We start from the raw sequence: 24,446 nt of genomic DNA on the forward strand, positions 1-24,446 counted from the left end.
CTGTATTACAAATAGATAACAAACCATTAAAAACACATGTCTATGGAACAACAAACAATGACCGGTTCTGGACTCTATATCCTTATAGCTGTCCAGCTGCTGTTCTCCATGCTGATACTGTTGCGGATACGTCAGTACCGCAAAAAGCCGACAGGCTGCCTGCCGGCCGTTCTCGTCATCCTCTCCACAGCAGTCTTCACCTCTGTGCTGTATTACATATGGCAAATCGTGTGTGATGAGAACAGCTGTTGGACAGACCTCGGCGGAATGCTTGCCGCAGGATCCTGGCAGGAGTGGGTGGCATGGGCATTTTTCGGACTGTTCGTTGTGCTGTTCACCGCTGCAGGCTGCTCCCTCTTCGGGTTTGCCCTCACCGGTCATCACCCCAAGTTCTGCAAAGAAATGTGGCGGAGCCTCATAGGAATGATGCTCATCCCATTCCTTACACTCGCCCTGCTGGCTGCATCCACGCTGTGCATCAGCCTTTCAGGGATGACACTTTTCACTTGGCTGTTTTCCGAAGCAGAGTTCAGCGACGTGGCGATGCTGGTACTGAGTGCTGCCCTGTTCACCTTCGGATATATGGGACTTCTGGCCTTCCTGTTCAAGTTCAACGGCAGTAAGCTGGACGCATACATTTTAGAAGACATAGAGCGTTCTTACAGACGCATCGAAGAAACCAACGAGAAAGGAGGCAAACAATGACTACACTACCTTTTTTTATATTAGGAAGCCTTTCCCTTCTTCTCCTCAACTGGCTGACGTGGAAAGGACTGAAAAATTACCTGCAGCCCAAAGGCAAGACGGCAGCCACTGCTTTGGAACAGCAACTCACGGAGCAGGCATTTGCCTGGCGCACCCTCATCGGCCTGCTGTGGCTGGTTCCTGTATGGCCTGCCATTGCAGCTGTGATGCTATGGTACAGACTGAGATTACGCAAGCAGATACTCAGCCAGAGCCGTACTTGCCCGAAATGCGGAAAAGAGACCCTCCGCGAGATGTCGGCACAGGAGATAAAGAAAGATGCCCGGCTCTTCACCCCACAGGAACGAATGGAACTCAATCTGCAGACCGTCTACATCCATGTGTACACCTGCACCGCCTGCGGAGAAAAGGTGAAAGTGCGCATCCCTCTTGCGACAGGTCTCTATGAATATTGTCCGGATTGCCATGGTATCACCTTACACCGGAAAGAAGCATACACTGTGGTGGAATCTCCTACTGAATTCTCCGAAGGACTGAAGGAAGCGCGTCATGAATGTAAATACTGCGGTGCTAAATACATCGTAGGGCATAAGATTCACCGTACACATACATCTTCCAGCCACAACTCTTTTGATTTTTGAACAATTTGTACATAAATGTAGATGTAGAATGAAAACGGAAAGAGAATATTAAAACTAAAATTCAAAATATTATGAAACTTAAAACATTTATCATTATGGGATTTATCAGTACATCATGTTTGGGTGGCTGCGCCCAACGCCCCGACCCTTTGGGTGAAAAGACAATCGAACTCGACGATTTCGATTTCTCTACCCCCATTACGGACATTTTTCCCGACCGCTATATAAGCACCGAGTGGGGAGAGAATTGGTATCGGATACCCACCCCCAGCACCGAGGACGGAGAGGACGGATATCTATATCAAAAAGAAACCTGCATAGACTTTTATGATAATCCCTTTTGGATTACTTATAGCCAGATGGGTTCCTGCGATGCCGACGAACTTCTTAGCATGGGCGGACATACGTTCAGCACAGCCAATTTTGCCGTTACGCTCGACGGACGACGCATCGCCGCGGTCGGCGGCTGTAATCGCAACATCACAAAGGAAGACTGCGACCGTTTCATCACCCTTCTCACCAAGCGTTACGGAGAGCCTGAGCAGGGAGACGGAGAGTGGTTCCCCTGCCGCCTTTATAAATGGAAGCTGAAAGACCGGACGCTGACATTTGCCATACACGAAACTGACGAGCACAATGAATTGAAGCTCGAAAGAGTCTATCATGAAGAAGACAACACTGTCGAAATACGTGAAGACAAGCGCAGAAACCGTACCGAAGGCTATTTCTTTGTATTCGACGGCGAATGGTACGACCGCTTTGTCCGCACACAGAGCGTGGCAAAAGGCGATATTTGCTATACTTACTGACATTAACTTCACAGCAAAAATCATGAAACAGAATACAGATATTCCCTCCGCCCGTTCAAGTCTGTGGAAACGGTGTTGGCGTTTCGTAAAAAACGCCCATCTGCCAGAGTTTTTTCTCTATGCAATCGTACTGCCCTGCTTTGCCCTGCAAGTGTCGGTAGTGGCAGGCATCTTTCTCCTTCTCGGTGATATGTCGGTTACGGGCATAGGTTGTACCTACGACCCGGCAGGGTTCGTGCTGCTCGCCTTGTTCGCCCTCATCGCCATAGCGGTCTTTTCGGCATTACTGCTCCTGCTGCTGAAGGTAAACAGCAGCAAGACGAGCCGTTATCGGGAAGATAACCCCCGACGCTCTTACCGCCGGATAGCGGGCGTACTTCTGTTTCTGTTGATGGCAGGTGTATCCCATTCTTCTACAACGGCACCGGAACATCGGGAAGGAATTATCCTTCCACAGAAATCGTGGCTGGAAGAGACTGCGATACCCGTTTACCTTTCCATCTTCGATTCACGGACAGGACGGATTACACTTTTATTGATAAACCTTGCTACCTTTGGAGTAATGCGTCGCAAACTATGTCTCAAATCCGATACTCCGGAAGCCGCCCTCGAACTACTTGCTACCCGTCGTCCGTTTACGGTACGCACATTAGTGGCCATGCTGTGGCTCTTCCCCGTATGGCCCGCCATATTGGCGGCAATACACTATCATCGTTTACAGAAAATCAGACTGCTTCGCCGCCACTATCCCTGCCCCAACTGTATGGGAAGGAAAGTACACTCCCTGCCCCTGCCTGTTGGAGAAGAGAATCTGCCCCTGCTCACCGATGGCGAGCGGCTCGAACTCAAACTGAAGACTGCCTATATCCTCGTTGTTGAGTGTCCGGACTGTGGCAAAAGGTTCAAGCTGCGCGTACCTCTCACCAAAGAAGGCTACGAGCTTTGTCCCGAATGTCACCACCTCACTCTGCACCGCACAGAAAACTATCACATGGTAAAGCCGGTCAATAGCTCGGGCGAAAGTCTGCGTGAGGCACGCCACCAATGCCGCTTCTGTGGAGCGGAATACATGGTAGGTTACCAAATGCCGAGATGACAAACAATAGGCTTTGCGGGAATATATACAAAATTCTAAATCCAACTAATATGAACAAGCATCCATTCCTCCCCGCTCCGGCAGCCGTTGCCCTATGTTTCGGGCTGCTTTGGCTGTCTGCATTCAGCTCCTGTACAGGGTGCAGCTACAACCACCAAAAGGCGATGGGAAGCATAGATAACATTTTGGGCAAAGTAGATACACTGATGAAAAAAAACAGACAGGTTTTTGGAAGAACATCTGCCGGAAGAACCGCCTATAGACTACGAAAAAGAGGGGGTGAACAGGAAGCACCTGTTTGTATTTACAGATACGACAATGACCTACAACGGCAAGCCGTTCATGCCGGGAATGACAATAGGAGAACTGTGTGAGATATTCGGACATTACGAACGTCTTGCGGAACCTGGAATATTTATATGGGATTCCATCGGACTTACCATGACATCACACGATGAAAGCGGAAAAGACAGTGCTCCTGTAGACGGAATACTGATTGACTGGAATATAGAATTAGATGATTTTCTATCCGAAGAAAACCTAAAATGGCTAAAGAACCGTTGCCCTCGTCAGTATTTTACGGGTAAAATGATTGTCGGTGGAGCAGTTTTGGGCAGAGGTATGCACATTGATGATTTTCTGAAAAAAACAAATCTGAAATTCAATAACAATCCGTTCCCTCTGCTTTACTATTGTCATCTGCATGACTGGGACTACACCAAAGCACCTATACACCGCAGAGAAGAATATTATACCTATAGAATCAGGAAGTCTGAAGACGGTAATGATATTGAAAACTTTGATATTGCCATTAACTCACGAGGTTTTGGTGACCCACCGTACGAAGGTCCTGAATATGAAAAGTACATAAACCACCTTGATTAAAACATAGTTATCATGAAAACACGAATCAACCTCTCAGTCTATCTTATAGTATTGTTCTTCACGCTAACAGCCTGTGGTGAAAGAACGGACGGTCTGTATGGCACCCGCTACAGCCGCTCGGAACTGGAAGAAATGGGTGTAAACACCGAGCATCTGTTTATTTTCGACGGCGATAAAATTATCGTATAACGGCAAAGAGTTTTGGCTGGGAATGAGTATTGAAGAGGTGACGGAAATATTCGGTGAACCTTATACACGTATGAATGAAAACAAGCATTTTTGGGGTGAATCTACAGATTACTACTGGGATGACTGGGGAGTAATAATAAACACCCAATTGAGGGATAGTATTCAAACAGTGATGATGGTGGATATTCGATGGAATTTGACAATCGGTAAAGCACTGGAACTTGCAAATAGTGATAACTTGCGAGATTTTGTAAAAAGCATGAAAGAAGACAATCCCAAGACTTACTTTAAGGGCGATATTCTGGTTGGTGGCGTGCCATTGGGAAGGATGACAAATGTAAAGAAGGAGTTTATGAAAGAGAATGATCTCCTCTTTTTTCACCGGCATAGAGGAGACCGGATAGCAGAACATAGGGTTTTGGATTCTTATGATTATACCAAACTTAAAAATTTCAAGAAAGAGGATCGGTATATTTTTTATTATCTTGTTTTGATGTCTATGGATTATACAAAAACTGAGAGTTTTATGTGTATACTTGATTTATACTACCTGTGATTATTGAAGCATCAATGATGCAAATTTTATTTGATATATTACTAAAAAGTATTTAATATGAAGTCTATTATATTTATTTTTTTTACTGTTTTTGTGGTGGAATGCAGCTCCCATGAAAATATCGTTTCTGTAAGACAAGTACAAAACGATAGTCCTGTGATATTGAGAATAAGAAAAGACAGAACGGCTATTCATAGCTTATTATATCCTATAGCATTTGAATTTAAGAAAAATGGTAAAAAAGAGATTTATTATGGCGAAAACTCTTATTTTGCCAAAAATGAAAATATATGTCCTGGAACAGCGGGATGCTATCTACGGGTGGGTGATAAAGATAGATATCTGACTTATTCTTATAGAAAGTTTGACGGAAAAATAAAATATGTTATTGACAAAAATGATACAATAAAAGAATTTGTGTCTGTATATTACAAAAAAATGATTCGTGAAAAGAAAGATACCATTCATGTTTCTTTAAAAGAATTCAATAACCATTTTAAATATATTATTGATAATTTCTTCGAGGGAGATTCTATCTATTTGCATTTTCATGATCATAAAAGATGGACTGATGTTCCTTTGAGAGTTTCTTTCAATTGATGACCCATGCAACATATGGGCGTAGGCTGGCACATAAAAGAATAGAAGACAAACGTGGAGCCTACGAGAACAGGATAAAAAATAGCGAATTAGGGTGTGTACAGGCAGATGTCCTGCTGCCACTGTGTGATGAATATATGAAGGAAAGAACAGTCAGAGAAATAATATCTTAAAAAGTAACGTAATATGAACAAACATCCATTCATACCCGCTGTACGAGACCTTGCGGAAAAACTACCGGAACTACAGGCAATACGCCGGATAACCGTCCGTAAAGAAAAAGAAGAAGGGATGCTTATCCGGACTCGCCGGGTACAATCGCCCGCGATAGCGTATAACCTATAAAAAGATAGCCGCCCCAAAATATGGACGGCTATCTTTGCGTTTTTTTCCATCTGTCGGATAAGCATCCCTTCTTCTTAGTTGGCCAGGCGGAACATTCCGCCGATCTTCTCACGCATCCTGTCCGTGTCCTCACCGATTTTTGGATTGATCAGCTCGGCGTAGACCTGCGTGGAGATGATGGTCTTGTGCCCGAGGACTTTCTGCAGGGTTTCAAGCGGCATGCCCTTGCTCAGGGCCAGGGTCGCAAAGGTATGACGTCCGACATGCGGGCTGACGCGGACACTGCAGCCGGCCTTCTCGCCGATACGTTTCAGACTGTCCTCCATACTCCCTATTTCCCCCACGGGGAACACCCTGTCCGGAGAAACCTTGAATTCGTTCACCCCCCTGTATTTCTCGATCAGCTCGACGGCTATCGGGAGCAGCTTGACAACATAGGGTGCCTTGGTCTTCACACGGTTTCCAACCAGCCAGGTGTTCCCGTCCGAATCCGTGTGGACATTCCGGTAAGAAAGTTCCTTTAGGTCGGCATGGGCCAGACCGCTGAAGCACATGAAAACAAACATGTCCCGGATGGCCTGCTGCCGCCTGTAGCTCAGCTTGACGCTGATAACGCGTTGCAGGTCCTCCTCCGAGAGGAAAGGACGTTTCTTGTATTCCGGCTTGCACACAAACTTCTTGAACGGGTGCTTGTGGATCCATCCCTCGTCCATTGCCAGATACATCAGCCATTTCAGTGTGTTGACGCGCTCGAAGGCTGTTGACTTGGCCAGCCCGCGCACGGAAAGCATCCAGCTGTAATAGTTCTTGATGAAATCCATGTCCAGCGACATCAGGGGGATATCCTCCGTACCCAACTTGTCCTTCAGGTAACAGGACAGACACTTGTACTCGTCCACCAACCCTCGGTAGGTGCTTTGGGCTTTCGTCTTGCCGATCTGCCGTTTGTAATCCCGGATCTGGATATTGAAGATCTCCATCAACGAATGGTTCTCCTCGCCAAAGCCGTTATAGCGGTCATAGACCTTCTTGGCTGTCAGGTACGAATCGTGGTCCGAGAGATATTGATAGTGCTTGCCGATCTGTGCCTTGATGTTCTCCAGCTCCCGGTTCAGCCGTCTTGCCTCCTCGGATTTGCCTTTGGCACAGTTGCCTTTGGCATCCCAAAGGGCAAGGGGAACATCACGCTTGCAGCTGAAACTCGCCGTCGTTCCGTTGACGGTAATACGCCCCATGACAGGGACACGGCCATTTTTTATGGCCTGGTTCTTGGTGTAGAACAGAACTCGAAAGGTACTCCTCATAACTCGATTATTTTTGTTACAAAATTACTATTTATCGAGTTGTTTTAAGCTATGAAGAATAATGCAAACAATTGAAAAATAACCGCTTATATTGTCTATTTTATAGACTTGGACAAGGTAACGATTAGGTAACGTAACTCATGCTCAAATGTGCTTTTTGTAGCGTCGTTTTTCAAATGGAAGTGAAATACAATCCCATTAATTCGCTGAATTTAAGCGGTGTGTCGCCATTATGCAACTATTTCTAAAAATCTCCGACTTTAATTATTCAAAAGCAAACATTCACTTATTTCGCTTCAGTTTTTCCTGTGAACTTATTACGTTTCGTCCACACAAGAATCATCACTCCGACCAACAATAAAGCCAACGCGACATAAGCGATACTTTCCGTGACGTGTATGCTCTGCGGATTAAACCACATTTCAATGGTATGTTCACCGGCAGGTACATTCATGGCACGCAAGATATAATCCGCACGGGCAATATCTACCGGCTGACCATCAATCGTCGCTTGCCATCCCGGATAATATACTTCAGAGAATACCACAACTCCGTCTTTAGGAGTAGAAACTTTATAAACCAATCGGTTAGGTTCGTAATCCGTCAACCGGATAGTAGACAAAGAATCCTTGTATCCTTCCGTCACCCCTTTTAGCTGTTCTTTAAATCTCGCATCCACCACAGCAGTCTCCGTCGGGCGAATATCATTCAAAGCGTCAATTTCCTCATTCGCATTATTCACATACTGCACTTTATCCACAAACCAGGCATTACCATATGCATACGGATTCTCAACAGGAACAGGCTGTCCTTTCTCTCCGGCTGGGAAAATAAAGTATTTCGTATTCAGCATATTCAATACGCGGAATTTGGAAGCGTCCACACTATCCATCCTACCTCCGGCAGCAGCCACAGCCTGATAAGTATCCTGCATTTCGGGCATGATATGATGATCAATCATCTCTTGATAGCGACGCAATTTCGCTGCATGATAGCCACCGATACTCTTATGCCAGTAAGCAGTATTGTTTTCATTAAACGTATTGCTCGGAAAACCGACAAAATTCAGTACACGATAATCCGGAGCTGTATCCCGAAGGATAATCTCATCCGCCTGAGTCTTCACAAATGCTTCTGTCCGTTTTGATTTCGGGACAAACTGTTCATCATACAAATAACGTTTATTAACACACCACATATCCACCAAACACAAAAGTACAATACCGACCAGCGTGAAAGAAGCTTTCAACCTCTTCTGCAAGAATAAGAACAGCAAGAAACATCCCACAGCTATAATAAAAAAACTGCGCCATGCATCCGAAGCAATGATCGCTTTGCGCATCTCCGTCAGATTTGTCACAACCGGAGTAAGGTGTTCCGCCGGAAGGCCTTGTTGCAAAGCCGCCATCTCCTGCGCCGTTACGAAACTAGAAAAGAAAACACTAGGAGCAACAGCCAGGACCAATGAGACACCAGCTGTCAGCACAAGCGATACGATCACACCTGTACGGTTCTCTTTCAATTTCAAAATTTCCGGTCTACCCAATATTTCCTTCAATGCAAAAATAGCCAATAACGGAATAGTAAATTCAGCAATAACCAAAATAGACGATACAGCACGGAACTTATTATACATCGGAACATAATCTATAAAGAAATCCGTCAGTCCCATGAAATTCTTTCCCCACGAGAGTAAAACGGAGAAAATAGTAGCTCCCAATAATGCCCATTTAAGCGGACCTTTTACGATGAAACACCCAAGGACGAACAGGAACATAACAAATGCCCCTACATACACCGGACCGGCAGTCCACGGCTGATCACCAAAATATTGCGGAAATTGCGAATAGATACTACTATACATCGGATTTGCCTTTTCCATAGCAGTCTCACTCTGTGACAAATTATCCGATGACGCTCCTCCTTTTACATTAGGTACCAATAAAGTCAGGGTCTCCCCAATTCCGTAACTCCAGTTCGTAATGTAGTCACGGTCTAATCCGCTGCTGGTCTGATTGGCAGCATTCCCTTCCTGCTTTAACTCGCTCTTTCCACGCATAGTCTCCTTACTATACTCATACGTATGGTACAAGTTAGAAAGATTAATGCAAACGCCTACCATAGCAGCCAACGCCAGAATTGCACTAGCCTTGAAGAAATGCGTCAATTCTTTCTTCTTATAAGCTTCTTCGAAGTAGGCTCCTATAATAAACAGAATCACAAACATGAAATAATAGCTCATCTGTATGTGATTGGAACGAATCTGAAGAGCTATAAACAAAGCCGTAATTATTCCTCCCAACAGATACTTCCTTCGATAAGCCAGGACAATCCCTGCAATCGTAGGCGGAATGTAAGCCAATGTCACAAACTTCCAGATATGCCCTGCTGGTATCAGAATAAAGAAGTAAGACGAGAAAGCCCATATTATACCGCCAAACCCCGCCAACCAAGCCGAAATTCCAAATGCCCGTAAGAGAATATAGAATCCCAACATCATGATAAAGGTCAGTACTACATACTCCGGAAGGTAAAGTTGATAAGTCTTCTCCACCCAAGACAAAGATTTTGTCGAATCATAACTCGGAGCCATCTGGTAGGTAGGCATACCACCGAAAATCGAGTTTGTCCAGCGGCTACGTTCACCAGTACGTTCAAAATACTCTTGAGCATCCCGTCCGGCTCCGGCACCGGCAGCAGAGTCATGCTGAAACAGAATGCGCCCTTCAATATCTGCCGGAAAGAAGTAGACAAAAGAAATAACAACAAAAGCCAATATAGCAATTATGTCAGGAAGGAGTTTCTTCATATACTTTTCAACTTAAATCAATATCTATAATGATCAGCCTTGTAAGGTCCGTCTACCGATACACCGATATAGGCAGCTTGCTCCGGAGTAAGTTTCGTCAGCTTGACACCGATCTTTTCAAGGTGCAGACGAGCTACTTCTTCATCCAGATGTTTCGGCAAACGATATACATTGATATCATATTTATTATTAAACAGCTCAATCTGAGCCAAAGTCTGGTTCGTAAATGAATTGCTCATAACAAACGACGGATGTCCGGTTGCACAACCCAGATTGACAAGACGTCCATCGGCCAACAGAATGATACTATGCCCATCCGGGAAATAATAACGATCCACCTGCGGCTTGATATTCACACATTTAATACCCGGATAATGTTTCAAAGCATCTACCTGGATCTCATTATCAAAGTGACCGATATTGCAAACGATAGCCTGATCCTTCATTTTCTCCATGTGGTCAATACGAATAATATCGATATTTCCTGTGGTAGTCACAAAAATATTACCTTCCGTACAAGCCTCTTCCATAGTTACGACTTCAAAACCTTCCATGGCAGCCTGTAAAGCACAGATCGGATCTACTTCGGTCACAAGCACCCGTGCTCCATAGGAGCGCATAGAATGAGAGCATCCTTTACCCACATCGCCATAGCCACATACTACCACAACTTTCCCGGCAATCATTACATCCGTCGCACGTTTGATACCGTCAGCCAATGATTCACGGCAACCATACAGATTATCAAACTTAGATTTCGTTACCGAATCGTTGACATTAAACGCCGGGAACAGCAATTTGCCTTCTTCCTGCATCTGATACAGACGGTGTACACCGGTCGTCGTCTCTTCCGATACACCACGTACCTCCTCTGCAACCCGATGCCAACGCGTTTTATCTTCCGCTAAAACCCGCTTCAGAATAGCATTCAATTCTATTTCGTCTTCAGCGTGTACTTCTTTCTCCAACACAGCCGCATTGTTCTCCGCATCATATCCCACATGAATCATCATTGTCGCATCACCACCATCATCCACAATCACATTCGGACCTTTGCCACCGGCAAAGCTCAAAGCCTGCAATGTACACCACCAGTAATCAGCCAAAGTCTCGCCTTTCCAAGCAAATACAGGCACCCCCGAAGCTGCAATGGCAGCAGCAGCATGGTCTTGCGTCGAGTATATATTGCAAGAACACCAACGTACTTCAGCCCCTAAAGCCACCAATGTTTCAATCAACACGGCTGTCTGAATAGTCATGTGTAACGATCCCATAATACGGGCGCCTTTCAACGGTTTGGATTCTCCATACTTTTCGCGAAGAGCCATCAGGCCGGGCATTTCTTTTTCTGCCAAATCGATTTCCTTGCGTCCGAAGTCGGCAAGCGTAATATCTGCCACTTTATAAGGCAGAGTAGAGAATAATTCTGTAGACATATTGTAAATCATTTAATATATTATTATTTCTTAGCAACCGGTGCACTCAGCATTTCCTTATATTTCACCGGATCATTCAATATCTTCACCGCTTCTTTCAAGCCATCGTCGTCTTTCAGTTGCTGGATAATATTACCACGCTGATAGTAATAACGCTTAATAATTTCCGAAGCGATCATCTTCTTTATATCACCGGAAAAGTAATCCAAATCACGGTCAAGATCGTGATTCAACTTCTTCTCAAGCGCCTTGAACTCTTCCGAAGCATCCGCCATATATCCTTCAAACTCGGCTGCCTCTTTCAAGGTTTTCAGAATTTTTTCGCTTTGCTGGTCATACTTGAAATCAGCTTTCTTCACCAATGCCTTAAAGTCATTATAATCAGCGTCGGTTACTTCAAACTTCTCCGGAGCAACAATAGTAGGATGCTTTAAACAATATTGGGTAGCATAATCGAAAATTAAATTATCACGTACCAGATAGAACAAAATATTCGGCAACTTCTCTTGCTTGATAACAATATCCGGCATTACACCACCCCCGTCGCGGACCTCACGCCCTGCAGCGGTATGAAACACCTTAGTCAAACTATCCGGAATGGTTCCAACACTTCCATCTTCATTACGATGCTTGTAGTCAATAGCCTGCACACAACGTCCGCTTGGAATATAGTATTTGGAAGTAGTCACTTTCATTGTTCCCCCATAAGGCAAAGAACGCGGAACCTGAACCAATCCCTTTCCAAAAGTACGGTTACCGACAACAATCGCGCGATCGAGGTCCTGTAAGGAACCCGATAAAATCTCAGAAGCAGAAGCAGTTCCGCTATTTACCAAAACCGCTACCGGAATATCCAGGTCCAATGGTTCACGTAATGTTTTATAAGTATTGCTGGCTTGTTTGATTTTTCCCTTAGTCGTTACAATCACCTTTCCACGCGGCAAGAAATAATTTGCTATCTCTACAGCCTCGTCCAACAAGCCCCCCCCATTTCCACGAAGATCGATAACCAACGAGGTAGCTCCTTGCTTCTTCAAATCCAAGAATGCTTTCTTGAACTCCTTCGAAGGATTGCCGGAAAAAGTACTCAGATTAATATATCCGACATGATTATCAAGCACTGCAGCGTATGGAATGGCCGGATTCTGAATAGATTCACGTACAATGGTGAACTCCATCGGTGTACGTCCCCCCCTTACATTCGGGCGTTCCACTTTCAGCTTAAAACTAGTTCCCGCCTGTCCACGTAACATCTGGCTGACTTCTGCATTGTTCTTGCCTGCAAGGTCTTTCCCATCTATTTCCATCAAAATATCTCCGGCTTTTAATCCAGCCTTAGCCGCCGGTGTGCCCTCGAAGGGTTCGGAAATCATAGAGCGTTTCAATTTTGTATTATAAGTAATGTAAGAACCGATACCACCGAAAGATCCTTTTATCATCTGCTCCAACTCACTCTGGTCTTCCTCCGGAAAATACTCCGTATAAGGGTCTAACGTGAAAAGCATATTATCGATACCCTCTCTGATCGTCTTATTCGGATCAATCGTATCGACATAAAACATATCCAATTCTTTCACAATCGCATTAAATATATCCAGATTCTTGGCGATCTGGAAATTGCGGTCGTCACCACTCTTGAAACTAAAGAAAGCTACGATAGCCGTAACCGCTACCGCAACAACAGCTATCCGCCCATTCAGCAATTTTTTCATACTTCTTTTCATATAAATGAATCGTAAAAGTAACTCAATACTTGGTTATTCAGCCAGAATCCTGTTAATATTTAACTTAATTTCATCCCAGCGTTCTCCTGATATCGTCGTACCGATTGTCTGGATAACATTTCCCGATAGAATAGAACCTATTTTAGCACACTTCTCCAATGAATATCCACACGTCAGGCCATATAGAAAACCGGCAGCAAAATAATCACCGGCTCCGGTCGTATCCATCACTTTCTTTACCGGAATAGCAGAGACTTTAATTTCTTCTGTCCCTTTGCGAATATAAGAACCATTTGCCCCCACTTTTACGATGGCAATACTGCATTTCTTCGCAATGATTTCCAAAGCCTCCTCCGGTTCCTTACCCGTAAACGCTTTCGCCTCTTCCTCATTTGCAAAGACAATATCTACATACTTATTTATTAACAAGGAGAAAAAGTCCATATCACCGGCAACTATATTATAACTTGCCATATCAAGACAGATTTGCAAACCCGCCTCTTTCGCCAACTCAATGGCATGAAGAATCATTTCATGGTCCTGCACCAGGTATCCCTCTATGAACAAGTATGCATATCCTTTAAACATATCGAGTGATAACTCCTCAGCTTTCAAAGAAGCAGCAGCTCCCAAATAAGTCCCGAAGGTACGTTCTCCATCCGGTGAAATAAAAGTAGATGCAACACCGGAAGGCAACTGTTCAGACACCAATACTTTATCCTCAATATTGTTTTTCCGAAGATTTTCACGAAAAAAATCTCCATAATGATCATTTCCTACTTTTCCGATAAAACCAGTTCCAGCTCCCAGACAAGCCAGTCCAAGTATAGTATTTCCTGCCGATCCGCCTGTTGCCAGATGCGTTTTCATCTGCGAGAATTTTGCGTTAATCTGCTGTAACTTAGCATCATCAATAAGTTGCATGCTTCCTTTGGGCAGCCCCATTTCATCCAAAAGCGTATCATCCTTTAGGGTTGCAAGTACGTCGACTAGGGCGTTGCCCAATCCTATTATTTTATCCATTTCTAATATTTTTTTTGCAAAGATATTGCATATTTCAAAAAAACCTAGTACTTTTGCATCGCAATTGAGAAAAACATTCTTCCTTAGCTCAGTCGGTTAGAGCATCTGACTGTTAATCAGAGGGTCCTTGGTTCAAGTCCAAGAGGAAGAGCAAAGTTGAAAATCTTGATTGCAAACATTCTTCCTTAGCTCAGTCGGTTAGAGCATCTGACTGTTAATCAGAGGGTCCTTGGTTCAAGTCCAAGAGGAAGAGCAAAAGTCACCTTTTCGGGTGACTTTTTTTGTGATATTCCATTCAATCCGCCATCGCCAAAGTCAACACACTAGTCCGTGTTCCTTCGACCTCCGCCAGCCGTGAAGCACACGCGATAGTCGTGGCCCCTGTAGTCAATACATCGTCCACAATCAAAATATGCTTTCCGGTCAGAGAATCCGCATGATTCAGTTCAAAAATTCCATCTACATTCTCCCAACGTTCGAATACGGATTTGCGTGTCTGTGTCTCCGTATTCTTTCGGCGAACCACCGATTCTACACATACGGTAATACCCGTCACAGCCGCAATACCCCGTGCTATACATTCGCTTTGATTATAGCCACGAATCTGTTGCTTCTTTTTATGCAACGGTATAGGAATTATCACGTCAACTCCTTCGAAGAAACCCGAATCCGATAGCTCGGCAGCCATATATCTTCCCATGATTATTCCAACCTCTTTCTTTCCCCCATACTTCAACTGATGAAGAATCTGTCGGAAATCGCTCCCTTTCCGGTAGAAGAAAAAAGAAGTGGCTCGTTCTAGAGGTATTTGTCCCCAGAAAAGTCGCTCTACCGGATTATCCTTCCAGAGATGATAGTTCGTACGCGGGAGATTGATATTGCACATAATACAAAGACATTCTTCACCTTTTGCCAGCGGTCTGCCGCAAACTACGCAACAATGAGGGAACAATAAAGATAAGAATGAATTGAGCCAGTCTTTTATAAAAAATGTGTGTTTCATAATAGTAGCAAGGGTTTAATAAGCAGACCGTTTCTCCTACATATCTAACGGAGGGACCTCCGCCAATAGCTTCTGAAATAAAGGATGAAGGTATCCGTTCGTTGCAATGATATGATGTCCTTCTATAAAGTGGTCCTCACCATAGAAATTAGTAACTTTTCCTCCTGCTTCCTGCACAATCAAAGCTGCTGCCGAATAATCCCACTTTCCAATAAAAGCTTCCGCCCAAGCATCAAAACGCCCCATAGCCACATAACAAATGGCTGCGGCGGCCGAACCATTCATTCGAATACCACCTACTACCCCATAAAGCCGATCTATCAAATGGAGAGCCGTTTGTTTATATTGCAGATGGTTATAAGGCAACTCGGTAATGACGAACGCATCTTTTACATCCCGAATATCCGATACATGGATTTCCTTACCATTCATAAAGGCCTTTCCACCTTTCCACGCATAAAAACATTCATCCCGACAAACTTCATAAACGACTCCTAATAAAAGCTCGGTACGATTGCGCAAAGCGATGCATACACAATAAGGAGCCTCATCATGGATATAATTCGTAGTGCCGTCCAACGGGTCAATCACCCAAAAATAAGGTTCATCCTGGTAAGTGACCGACCCTTCTTCCGTTATAAATCCAGCTTCGGGTAGTAAAGCGGAAAGAGCTCTCACTACACGTACTTCCGACTCCTTATCTACATAAGAGACATAATCATGCGCATGTTTCTCTTCAACACGTTCACGACGGAAATTCTTACGTTCTTCTTTCAAAAAATGTCCAGCTTCAGTTGCAATACGACACACATCTGCTGTAAGTTGCTTTAAATCTAACATTCCAATATCTATATTAAAAGTGCCTCGAAGGTATAGCTTTTCTCACGAAAAACCATTGAAAGGAATTGCTATTTTCATAAGAGTAGCAAACTTTAAACATTCATAGTAAGAAAACAAAAATCCCAGCATACTAGAACGTTTTTTTATTTTTCATCTCTCATATCTCTCATAAATTACAGTTAACACATACATTATCAATAGAATAGCAAATGAGAAATGATCCTACCAGCCTGTATCTCTCATACTTTTCCCATCATCTCTCAGCAAGCGTCTCGGCGATGCCATATTTTCTATCTTAATTTTTCCTTTTAGCTTTACGTCATAATAAAAAACCACATCTTATGCCCCAAAAGTTAGATACTAAACTTTTGGGGTGAAATTCAATTCCACGATTCAAGCTATCATATACATTATTCAGACCGTTATATCCAACAAAGTTTCTCCCTTTGCATTCAACACCCTGACTCTGAGCTCTTCTTTCCTCTTCTCAAGAATCATCACGGTAGCACCCTCCATCTTATATCCTCCACCTATAATAACCGGAAAATGATTCCCCAACTCACCTTTCGGGTGATAAGCATACTTATGAGTATGAGCATTCAGACAGATATCAAAAGGAGCTTTTTCCAGCAGTTTAGTCCATAGTTCAGCACAAAGATTCTTCCCATCATTGCCATAAAGAGGGATATGATGCAGGAGGATACGTTTCTTCGCTTTCTTAAATTCTTTGGCGGAAAGTTCCTTTTTCAAAAAATCCACTTGTTCATTTCGCAACTGGGTAAAATCATTCAAATCATAATAGACCCAATGGGAATCCGGTTTATCCTCTCCACAATCAAGCATAACGATGCGGGTATCTCCCCAGTTGAAAGAACCGTATGTTTTATTTCCTACATAGTCGTAATGGTCACGTAAACCGATAGAGTAAGCATTGCGAATCTCATGATTACCACGCATAAAGAAAGTCGGTACACGGTCACTATGTACACCTTCGGTCAGTTCACAGATAAAAGAGGTAGCTTGTTCATGATCGACAGGCTCGTCTACACAATCGCCATTGAAAACTACAAAATCATAGTTGATATGCTGTATCTGTTTACATAAAGCACGGAAAGTTTTCGTATGTTGGTGCAAATCATTGAAGACAATAGCAGTAAAGGAATCCGCATTTGTTGCCGGAAGAGTAAATTCACTGAATTCCGACCGGGCTGTATTTCCGAATATCTTTTTATATGCTTGATAAAGCAACATTTCTTGTGAACATACACGATAATAATATTTCTGTCCCGGTATCAGATCGTTGATATGTATTTTATGCAGCTTATTATTGCAGACTACCTGTCCGTCAACAATTGTACGAGCGCGTTTCAGTTGAGTAGTGTCTGTTCCATATTCCACCCAACAATATGCCGGAACGGTAGTTTCCCACATAACTGTCATACCATTACCTATGGGATTCTGTAAATAAGGTTTAGTACGAAATATTTTATCTGCCTTTTCAGCTGTACGCAACTCAACAAGTATAGGACGATGGTCGGAGGCCATCGGTTCATCCAACACTTGAGAGGATATAAGAGCGAAGCCATTAGCATTTGACTTCAATGCGGTAATATAATCTATAGTCTCCTTGGGATCAGGAGCCGGATAAGTAAATTGTTTAGGATTGGAGAGCATCTGAAAGTTTTTCTGTAACTCCTTTATAAAGTCGGATTCCGGTTCAGCATTCATGTCCCCAGCCAGAAAAAGAGGCTTTTTATAAGGAGCGACGAATGATTTCACGACCTCCAATGACTTCATACGGTCTTTTTCGGTCAACGACATATGAGTACAACAATAGATATAATCCTCAAATTCTGCCAGAATCAAGGTGCGGGCCTCTTCTCTACCAGGTAAAGGGATAGTTTGTAAACGTAGCGGAACTTGCTTTGTCAACAGTCCGATTCCATATTTACCTCCTTCAAACTCTATAGCAGGTGCAAAACAAGCATGCATTTGTGTACGTTCAGCTATCTCACCCAGCACATATTTCTGTCCGCTCCGACGGGTCATACTGTCCACCTCTTGTATAGCCACGACATCAGGAGAAGCATTATTTATCACATTGGCTACCCGTTGAAAACTACAAATATCATCCATGCCATTCGCATTTTTAATATTATAAGTCATCAGTCTCAATGCATGTTGAGCCTGTACCGGAAAAATAAATAAGATGACGGAAATGAGTAAAAAGATCTTTTTCATGTTCTTCATTTTTGGGGGTTATGTTAAGTTCCCCCAAAGGTAAGAAAAAAAATAAAAAGCCGCAAAGATACGGATTCATACCTTTGCGGACTCTTAATTGTCTTGTTTGTGTGTCTTTCATATCTGAATATATCAGATAATCCCTCTCACTCTATCGTCAAATGCAGAAAGCGCAGCTTTCGCTCCTTCGCCCATAGAGATAATGATTTGCTTATAAGGAACCGTAGAAACATCTCCGGCTGCATAGATACCCGTCACATTCGTACGGCAATGTGCATCAATCATGATTTCGCCCGGACGGTTGGTTTCCACTATGTCGCGGAATACACTGCTATTCGCAGAAAGCCCGATTTGTACAAATACACCATCCAACTCAACCAAACGTTCTTCTTCCGTTTTGCGATCTTTGATGCGCAGGGCAGTCAGTTTATCACCATTTCCTATCACTTCCGTAGTCTGTGAACTTACAAACACTTCCACGTTCGGCAATGATTTAAGTCGATCTTGAAGTACACTGTCTGCTTTCAACTCATCCATAAATTCAAAAACAGTGACTTTGGAACAGATACCAGCCAAGTCAATCGCTGCCTCAATGCCAGAATTTCCTCCACCTACTACTGCTACATGCTTTCCCTTATAAAACGGCCCATCACAATGAGGGCAGAAAGCAACACCACGACCGATATACTCCGCTTCTCCCGGAACATTCAGTTTACGCCAGCTTGCACCGGTTGCAATAATCAGTGCTGGAGCCAGGAATTTCTCCCCAACAGAGGTAGTTACTATCTTTTGCTTTCCAAGTACTTCTACTTTCTCTATTTTACGATGTTCCAATAAATCTACCGGATAACGCAGTAAATGAGTTTTCAAATTATTAGCAAGTTCATTTCCCGTGGTTTCTGGGACAGAAATCAGATTCTCAATGCCGACAGTTTCCTTTACTTGCCCTCCGATGCGTTCGGCTACAATAGCCACACGCAGCCCCTTACGAGCTGAATAAATAGCGGACGATACTCCGGCAGGACCTCCACCAGCTACAATCACATCATACTCTTTCACCTCATTCATCGCTTTGGTATCGTCAATACCATATTGTTCCTCCAGCTTGGCGAGCAGCTCACCGAATTCACCACGGCCTACATGAAGCAGCTTTCCATCGGCAAATACAGAAGGTACTCCCTGTATCTTCAATGCATCTACTTCATCCTGATAAAGTGCGCCGTCTACCATTTCGTGAGTAATGGCAGGATTCAGCGTTGCCATTGCATTGAGAGCCTGTACCACGTCAGGACAATTCGTACAAGTCAGTGAGACGTAAGTAACTAAGTGTATAGGGCCTTTCAGTGCTTTCACACGGTTACAAACAGCCTCATCGGGGAAGTTCTTCCCTTTACCATCCAGATTGAGGATAGCAAGCAGCAAAGAAGTAAATTCGTGTCCGTTCGGAATACCGCGGGAAGTAATTCCTGTGGCGTTACCATTCTTTAATAAAGTAAATTTCAGCCCGTTTCCTTCATTCACCGAATAAGTGATATGATCGGAACAGTCTGCTATATCTCCCAAAAGTTCCAGCAGTTCAGCACGATTCTCATGACTGGACGATACGGATATATCAAAAGCGAAATTTGCCTCCAGTCCGGCAAAGATACCCTTCAGTTGTTCTTTTAATGCAGATTCTAACATACTTTTTCTCCTTTATTGTTTCTTCTCTCGCTTATTCTTTTTCTCTCTCTTTTTTCTCTTCATTACTCGTACTCTCTCCACTGCTTAAAAAAGGCCGGCAGCGTTTCCCGTTACCGGCCTCCCATAATCACCATTATCAAGATCTATCAAATCTTACCTACCAGGTCAATGCTTGGTTTCAGGGTAGACTCACCCTTCTTCCATTTAGCCGGGCAAACTTCTCCGTCATGGCTGGCTACAAACTGTGCAGCTTCCACTTTACGAAGCAATTCACTTGCATCACGGCCAATATTGTTATCATTCAGTTCCACCACTTTAATCTTTCCTTCTGGATTGACAACGAATGTACCGCGATAAGCCATACCCTCTTCTTCGATATATACACCCAGTGCACGGCTCAAAGCGCCAGTCGGGTCTGCCAACATTGGGTATTGAATCTTGCGAATACTTTCAGAAGCATCATGCCAAGCTTTGTGCACGAAATGAGAGTCAGTACTTACCGAATAGATTTCTACACCCATCGCCTTGAACTGATCGTACTTTTCAGCCATATCCACCAATTCGGTAGGACATACGAAAGTAAAGTCAGCAGGATAGAAGAAAAGAATCGCCCATTTACCTTTCAGGTCATTGTTGGTTACAGTCTTGAAAGCTCCGTTGTGAAAAGCCTGAACGCTGAATTCAGGAAGTTGAGAATTTAAAATTGGTTCCATAATCTTTATTGCTTTTATTGTTATTAATTGATTTGACTTATAACATCAGAAACAATCTTTTGTTTTTTGTTTCTGATGCAAAGATAAAGGCAGAAGCCCCGCCTTTACAAAAAAAGTCCAATCGAATATTTCTATGCGGTGATAGATGAAATTAATAAAAGCATTTTATACCTTTGCGTGCATAAACAAAAACCTGGAAAATATATACGATTATGGAACATCCTCTTGCCCAATTCTTATATTGCCCTGAATGTGGTTCCTCTCATTTTGAGGTCAACAACGAGAAATCTAAAAAATGTGCAGATTGCGGCTTTGTCTATTACTTCAATCCTTCTGCTGCCACAGTAGCACTCATCTTGAATGAGAAAAATGAACTGCTTGTCTGCCGACGTGCCAAAGAGCCAGCCAAAGGAACTCTCGACCTACCCGGCGGATTCATCGATATGAATGAAACAGGCGAAGAAGGCGTTGCACGCGAAGTGCTGGAAGAAACAGGGCTGAAAGTTAAAAAAGCCGTTTACCAGTTCACACTTCCCAATATTTATGTTTATTCAGGTTTTCCTGTACACACACTCGATATGTTTTTCCTCTGCACTGTAGAAAACATGAGCCATTTCTCTGCCATGGATGATGTAGCAGATGCTTTCTTCCTGCCTCTCTCCGAAATTAATTCGGAAGATTTTGGACTGGATTCTATTCGCCGAGGACTTAAAAAGTTCTTATCTGGCAGATAATTCGTTAAAATATAACAAACTACAGAAACATATCCCCTTTCATTCTGTACTTTTGCATAAACACCCGATTATGAAAAAAGAAATTACTAGACTCATTTGTGCGGCTATCTGCTGCACGCCTATTATAGGATTTGCCCAGACAAGTGATAAGTTCACTTCGACCGACAACCTTTATAAAGAAGGGAAAGAACTTTTCCAGGAAAAAAATTATGCAGCTGCCCTGCCAGCACTGAAAGCATTTGTAAAACAAAAGCCTGCCACCAGCCTTCTTCAAGACGCAGAATACATGCTGGCCAGTTCCGCTTATGAACTGAAAGACAAAAACCGGATCGAAATCCTGCGCAAGTATCTCGACCGCTATCCGGACACTCCTTACGCCAACCGTATTTATGCACTATTAGCCTCCTGCTATTTCTATGAAGGAAAATACGATGAAGCACTGGCGCTCTTCAACTCTGCCGACCTCGGTCTGCTGGGTAATGAAGAACGGGATGACTGCACTTACCAATTGGCTACCTGTTATCTGAAAACCGATAATCTACGAGAAGCCGCAATTTGGTTTGAAACATTACGTGCCAACAGTCCCAAATATGCCAAAGACTGTGATTATTATCTCTCTTATATCCGCTATACGCAAAAACGCTATAACGAAGCACTGAAAGGCTTCCTGCCATTACAGGACGATTCGAAGTACAAGGCACTTGTCCCCTACTACATTGCCGAAATTTATGCACAGCTTCAAAACTACGATAAGGCACAGATTGTAGCACAAAACTATCTGTCGGCCTATCCAAACAACGAACATACTGCAGAAATGTACCGCATTCTGGGAGATGCCTACTACCACTTCGGACAATATCACCAAGCAGTAGAATCATTTAACGAATATCTTGATAAAGATCACTCAGCACCTCGTCGTGATGCACTTTATATGCTGGGACTTTCTTATTATCAGACAAAAGTCTATTCCAAAGCAGCCGAAACATTAGGTAAAGTGACAACAACCAACGACGCCCTTACACAAAACGCATACCTCCACATGGGGCTCTCTTATCTGCAACTGGCAGAAAAAAGCAAAGCCCGCATGGCTTTCGAACAAGCAGCCGCCTCCAGTGCTAATATGCAAATCAAGGAACAGGCAGCTTACAATTACGCTCTTTGCCTGCATGAAACCTCCTTCTCCGCTTTCGGCGAATCCGTTACTGCTTTCGAGAAATTCCTGAACGAATTTCCGACTTCTCCTTACGCTGAAAAAGTCAGCAGCTATTTGGTAGAAGTTTACATGAATACCCGCAGTTATGATGCAGCCCTGAAATCCATCGACCGGATAGCCAAGCCAAGCGCTCAGATATTGGAAGCCAAACAGAAAATATTGTTTCAGTTAGGTACACAGTCCTTCGCCAATGCCAACTTTGAACAAGCCTTGAAATACCTGAATCAATCCATAGCTATCGGACAATACAACCGTCAGACGAAAGCAGACGCGTATTATTGGTGCGGAGAATCCTACTATCGCCTCAACCGTATGACGGAAGCCGCACGTGACTTCAATGCATATCTGCAACTGACAACCCAACCCAACAATGAAACGTATGCACTTGCCAATTACAATTTAGGATACATCGCTTTCCACCGAAAAGATTATTCCCAGGCAAGTCACTACTTCCAAAAATATATCCGGCTGGAGAAAGGAGAAAATACAACCGCGCTTGCCGATGCCTATAACCGTGTTGGCGACTGTTACCTACACGTACGCAATTTCGAAGAGGCCAAGCATTATTATTCACAAGCCGAACAAATGAATACTCCCTCCGGAGACTATTCTTTCTATCAATTGGCTCTTGTGTCCGGTCTACAGAAAGATTATTCCGGCAAAATCACCCTACTGAATCGTCTGATAGGAAAATATCCGGCTTCTCCATACGCTGTGAATGCCATTTATGAAAAAGGACGGTCGTATGTGCTGATGGATAACAATAACCAGGCTATTACTTCCTTTAAAGAACTAATGAACAAATATCCGGAAAGCCCTGTCAGCAGAAAAGCCGCTGCAGAAATCGGTTTGCTGTATTATCAAAAGGATGACTACAACCAGGCAATCGAAGCCTATAAACAAGTTATCGAAAAATATCCGGGCAGTGAAGAAGCCCGGATGGCTATGCGCGATCTAAAATCGATCTATGTAGATCTCAACCGTATCGATGAATTTGCTGCTCTTGCCAATGCCATGCCGGGACATATCCGCTTCGATGCCAATGAGCAGGACTCTCTGACATATACTGCCGCAGAAAAAATCTATATGCGGGGACGACTGGAAGAAGCAAAAACAAGTTTCAACAAATACTTGCAGACTTTCCCGGAAGGAGCTTTCAGCTTGAACGCACATTACCATCTTTGCTTGATCGGAAGCGAACAGAAGAACTATGATATGATTCTTCTCCATTCCGGAAAGCTATTGGAATACCCCAACAATCCGTTTGCAGAAGAGGCTCTTATTCTTCGTGCCGAAGTACAGTTCAATCAGCAACAGACTGCAGACGCTTTGACCAGCTATAAAATGCTGAAAGAGAAAGCAACTAATGTGGAACGCCGCCAGCTTGCTGAAACCGGAGTACTTCGTTGCGCTTTTCTGCTGAGAGACGACATCGAAACAATTCATGCCGCTACTGACTTGCTGGCAGAAGCCAAACTTAGTCCGGAGCTAAGAAACGAAGCCCTTTATTATCGCGCCAAAGCATATACCAAGCAGAAAGCCGATAAAAAAGCTGTGGATGATTTGCGTGAGTTAGCCAAAGATACACGTAATGCATATGGAGCTGAAGCCAAATATCTGGTGGCGCAATCGCTTTACGATGCAAAAGAATACAACGCCGCCGAGAAAGAACTTCTCAACTACATAGAGCAAAGTACACCACACGCTTATTGGCTGGCACGCAGTTTTGTCCTTTTGTCCGATGTATATGCCGCCATGGGCAAAGACTTGGATGCACGCCAATACCTGTTGAGTCTGCAACAGAATTATCAAGGCAACGATGACATCGCAACTATGATCGAAAGCAGACTGAGCAAATTGAAAGTTAAAAATTGAAAGTTGAGAACTAAAATATAAA

General features: G+C 43.6%; 20 protein-coding genes, 2 tRNA genes and 1 pseudogene. 13 read left to right on the forward strand and 10 right to left on the reverse strand.

Annotated features, from left to right (window positions below; genetic code table 11):
* The first annotated feature begins 42 nt into the window (after positions 1-42).
* From H8S63_RS04690 to H8S63_RS04725, 9 genes and pseudogenes are all read left to right on the forward strand, one after another.
* A complete protein-coding gene (locus tag H8S63_RS04690) occupies positions 43-705 on the forward strand; it encodes a hypothetical protein (protein ID WP_229102171.1) in 663 nt (220 codons plus the stop codon).
* Positions 702-1,346, forward strand: coding sequence for a hypothetical protein (locus H8S63_RS04695; RefSeq protein ID WP_186925869.1), 645 nt, complete (start codon positions 702-704; stop codon positions 1,344-1,346). The genes H8S63_RS04690 and H8S63_RS04695 overlap by 4 nt, the downstream gene beginning before the upstream one ends.
* 71 nt (positions 1,347-1,417) lie before the next feature.
* The gene (locus H8S63_RS04700; RefSeq protein ID WP_186925870.1) at positions 1,418-2,155 is read left to right on the forward strand and encodes a hypothetical protein; all 738 of its coding nucleotides are present in this window, start codon (positions 1,418-1,420) and stop codon (positions 2,153-2,155) included.
* 22 nt (positions 2,156-2,177) lie between these two features.
* Positions 2,178-3,251: a hypothetical protein gene (locus tag H8S63_RS04705; RefSeq protein ID WP_186925871.1), complete on the forward strand. Its 1,074-nt coding sequence runs from the start codon at positions 2,178-2,180 to the stop codon at positions 3,249-3,251.
* Positions 3,248-4,136: pseudogene (locus H8S63_RS04710) on the forward strand (hypothetical protein). Before H8S63_RS04705 ends, H8S63_RS04710 begins: the two are co-directional and overlap by 4 nt.
* 12 nt (positions 4,137-4,148) lie before the next feature.
* Positions 4,149-4,325, forward strand: a complete 177-nt coding sequence (locus H8S63_RS19940) for a hypothetical protein (RefSeq protein WP_005652896.1) — start codon at positions 4,149-4,151, stop codon at positions 4,323-4,325.
* Positions 4,326-4,347: 22 nt separating this feature from the next.
* Positions 4,348-4,881 carry a hypothetical protein gene (locus H8S63_RS04715; protein ID WP_229102170.1) on the forward strand — a complete coding sequence of 178 codons (534 nt, stop codon included), beginning with the start codon at positions 4,348-4,350 and terminating at the stop codon, positions 4,879-4,881.
* Between the two features lie 57 nt (positions 4,882-4,938).
* A complete protein-coding gene (locus H8S63_RS04720; RefSeq protein WP_005652892.1) occupies positions 4,939-5,481 on the forward strand; it encodes a hypothetical protein in 543 nt (180 codons plus the stop codon).
* 186 nt (positions 5,482-5,667) lie between these two features.
* Positions 5,668-5,826 carry a hypothetical protein gene (locus tag H8S63_RS04725; RefSeq protein ID WP_005652888.1) on the forward strand — a complete coding sequence of 53 codons (159 nt, stop codon included), beginning with the start codon at positions 5,668-5,670 and terminating at the stop codon, positions 5,824-5,826.
* Positions 5,827-5,900: 74 nt separating this feature from the next.
* On the opposite strand, the gene H8S63_RS04730 is transcribed toward H8S63_RS04725, so the two are convergent.
* The 5 genes from H8S63_RS04730 to H8S63_RS04750 all read right to left on the reverse strand — a co-directional run bounded on the left by H8S63_RS04730 (position 5,901) and on the right by H8S63_RS04750 (position 14,122).
* Positions 5,901-7,130 carry a site-specific integrase gene (locus tag H8S63_RS04730; protein WP_186925872.1) on the reverse strand — a complete coding sequence of 410 codons (1,230 nt, stop codon included), beginning with the start codon at positions 7,128-7,130 and terminating at the stop codon, positions 5,901-5,903.
* A gap of 286 nt (positions 7,131-7,416) precedes the next feature.
* Complete coding sequence (locus H8S63_RS04735) at positions 7,417-9,939, reverse strand: YfhO family protein (protein WP_186925873.1); 2,523 nt, start codon at positions 9,937-9,939, stop codon at positions 7,417-7,419.
* Positions 9,940-9,956: 17 nt separating this feature from the next.
* Positions 9,957-11,375: an adenosylhomocysteinase gene (gene ahcY / locus H8S63_RS04740; RefSeq protein WP_182505617.1), complete on the reverse strand. Its 1,419-nt coding sequence runs from the start codon at positions 11,373-11,375 to the stop codon at positions 9,957-9,959.
* Between the two features lie 23 nt (positions 11,376-11,398).
* Positions 11,399-13,087 (reverse strand): S41 family peptidase, encoded by a 1,689-nt coding sequence (locus tag H8S63_RS04745; RefSeq protein WP_186925874.1) that lies wholly within the window; start codon positions 13,085-13,087, stop codon positions 11,399-11,401.
* Between the two features lie 45 nt (positions 13,088-13,132).
* Positions 13,133-14,122 (reverse strand): adenosine kinase, encoded by a 990-nt coding sequence (locus H8S63_RS04750; RefSeq protein WP_022275432.1) that lies wholly within the window; start codon positions 14,120-14,122, stop codon positions 13,133-13,135.
* Positions 14,123-14,199: 77 nt separating this feature from the next.
* Here H8S63_RS04750 and H8S63_RS04755 point away from each other — a divergent pair.
* Together H8S63_RS04755 and H8S63_RS04760 are read left to right on the forward strand one after the other, a co-directional pair.
* Positions 14,200-14,273 (forward strand) — tRNA-Asn (locus H8S63_RS04755).
* 28 nt (positions 14,274-14,301) lie between these two features.
* Positions 14,302-14,375 (forward strand) — tRNA-Asn (locus tag H8S63_RS04760).
* Between the two features lie 42 nt (positions 14,376-14,417).
* Here H8S63_RS04760 and H8S63_RS04765 read toward each other — a convergent pair.
* The 5 genes from H8S63_RS04765 to ahpC all read right to left on the reverse strand — a co-directional run bounded on the left by H8S63_RS04765 (position 14,418) and on the right by ahpC (position 20,602).
* Positions 14,418-15,125 carry a ComF family protein gene (locus tag H8S63_RS04765; protein WP_186925875.1) on the reverse strand — a complete coding sequence of 236 codons (708 nt, stop codon included), beginning with the start codon at positions 15,123-15,125 and terminating at the stop codon, positions 14,418-14,420.
* Positions 15,126-15,161: 36 nt separating this feature from the next.
* Complete coding sequence (locus H8S63_RS04770) at positions 15,162-15,965, reverse strand: inositol monophosphatase family protein (RefSeq protein WP_186925876.1); 804 nt, start codon at positions 15,963-15,965, stop codon at positions 15,162-15,164.
* 414 nt (positions 15,966-16,379) lie between these two features.
* The gene (locus tag H8S63_RS04775) at positions 16,380-18,206 is read right to left on the reverse strand and encodes a metallophosphoesterase (protein WP_186925877.1); all 1,827 of its coding nucleotides are present in this window, start codon (positions 18,204-18,206) and stop codon (positions 16,380-16,382) included.
* A gap of 132 nt (positions 18,207-18,338) precedes the next feature.
* Positions 18,339-19,889 carry an alkyl hydroperoxide reductase subunit F gene (gene ahpF, locus H8S63_RS04780; RefSeq protein ID WP_186925878.1) on the reverse strand — a complete coding sequence of 517 codons (1,551 nt, stop codon included), beginning with the start codon at positions 19,887-19,889 and terminating at the stop codon, positions 18,339-18,341.
* 146 nt (positions 19,890-20,035) lie between these two features.
* Entirely contained in the window at positions 20,036-20,602 is a 567-nt protein-coding gene (ahpC, locus tag H8S63_RS04785; protein ID WP_004307892.1) for an alkyl hydroperoxide reductase subunit C, read from the reverse strand.
* Positions 20,603-20,814: 212 nt separating this feature from the next.
* Here ahpC and H8S63_RS04790 point away from each other — a divergent pair, with 212 nt between their 5' ends.
* Complete coding sequence (locus H8S63_RS04790) at positions 20,815-21,336, forward strand: NUDIX domain-containing protein (RefSeq protein WP_186925879.1); 522 nt, start codon at positions 20,815-20,817, stop codon at positions 21,334-21,336.
* Between the two features lie 70 nt (positions 21,337-21,406).
* Entirely contained in the window at positions 21,407-24,424 is a 3,018-nt protein-coding gene (locus tag H8S63_RS04795; protein ID WP_186925880.1) for a tetratricopeptide repeat protein, read from the forward strand.
* The last annotated feature ends 22 nt before the right edge of the window (positions 24,425-24,446 follow it).

Source organism: Bacteroides sp. NSJ-39 (assembly GCF_014287315.1).
GTDB classification, from domain to species: Bacteria; Bacteroidota; Bacteroidia; order Bacteroidales; family Bacteroidaceae; genus Bacteroides; species Bacteroides finegoldii.

Excerpts from the sequence above, each read along its gene's own strand:
- H8S63_RS04690 (WP_229102171.1), top strand. The coding sequence starts at position 43 with ATGGAACAACAAACAATGACCGGTTCTGGACTCTATATCCTTATAGCT.
- H8S63_RS04695 (WP_186925869.1), top strand. The coding sequence starts at position 702 with ATGACTACACTACCTTTTTTTATATTAGGAAGCCTTTCCCTTCTTCTC.
- H8S63_RS04700 (WP_186925870.1), top strand. The coding sequence starts at position 1,418 with ATGAAACTTAAAACATTTATCATTATGGGATTTATCAGTACATCATGT.
- H8S63_RS04705 (WP_186925871.1), top strand. The coding sequence starts at position 2,178 with ATGAAACAGAATACAGATATTCCCTCCGCCCGTTCAAGTCTGTGGAAA.
- H8S63_RS19940 (WP_005652896.1), top strand. The coding sequence starts at position 4,149 with ATGAAAACACGAATCAACCTCTCAGTCTATCTTATAGTATTGTTCTTC.
- H8S63_RS04715 (WP_229102170.1), top strand. The coding sequence starts at position 4,348 with ATGAGTATTGAAGAGGTGACGGAAATATTCGGTGAACCTTATACACGT.
- H8S63_RS04720 (WP_005652892.1), top strand. The coding sequence starts at position 4,939 with ATGAAGTCTATTATATTTATTTTTTTTACTGTTTTTGTGGTGGAATGC.
- H8S63_RS04725 (WP_005652888.1), top strand. The coding sequence starts at position 5,668 with ATGAACAAACATCCATTCATACCCGCTGTACGAGACCTTGCGGAAAAA.
- H8S63_RS04730 (WP_186925872.1), bottom strand. The coding sequence starts at position 7,130 with ATGAGGAGTACCTTTCGAGTTCTGTTCTACACCAAGAACCAGGCCATA.
- H8S63_RS04735 (WP_186925873.1), bottom strand. The coding sequence starts at position 9,939 with ATGAAGAAACTCCTTCCTGACATAATTGCTATATTGGCTTTTGTTGTT.
- ahcY (WP_182505617.1), bottom strand. The coding sequence starts at position 11,375 with ATGTCTACAGAATTATTCTCTACTCTGCCTTATAAAGTGGCAGATATT.
- H8S63_RS04745 (WP_186925874.1), bottom strand. The coding sequence starts at position 13,087 with ATGAAAAAATTGCTGAATGGGCGGATAGCTGTTGTTGCGGTAGCGGTT.
- H8S63_RS04750 (WP_022275432.1), bottom strand. The coding sequence starts at position 14,122 with ATGGATAAAATAATAGGATTGGGCAACGCCCTAGTCGACGTACTTGCA.
- H8S63_RS04765 (WP_186925875.1), bottom strand. The coding sequence starts at position 15,125 with ATGAAACACACATTTTTTATAAAAGACTGGCTCAATTCATTCTTATCT.
- H8S63_RS04770 (WP_186925876.1), bottom strand. The coding sequence starts at position 15,965 with ATGTTAGATTTAAAGCAACTTACAGCAGATGTGTGTCGTATTGCAACT.
- H8S63_RS04775 (WP_186925877.1), bottom strand. The coding sequence starts at position 18,206 with ATGAAAAAGATCTTTTTACTCATTTCCGTCATCTTATTTATTTTTCCG.
- ahpF (WP_186925878.1), bottom strand. The coding sequence starts at position 19,889 with ATGTTAGAATCTGCATTAAAAGAACAACTGAAGGGTATCTTTGCCGGA.
- ahpC (WP_004307892.1), bottom strand. The coding sequence starts at position 20,602 with ATGGAACCAATTTTAAATTCTCAACTTCCTGAATTCAGCGTTCAGGCT.
- H8S63_RS04790 (WP_186925879.1), top strand. The coding sequence starts at position 20,815 with ATGGAACATCCTCTTGCCCAATTCTTATATTGCCCTGAATGTGGTTCC.
- H8S63_RS04795 (WP_186925880.1), top strand. The coding sequence starts at position 21,407 with ATGAAAAAAGAAATTACTAGACTCATTTGTGCGGCTATCTGCTGCACG.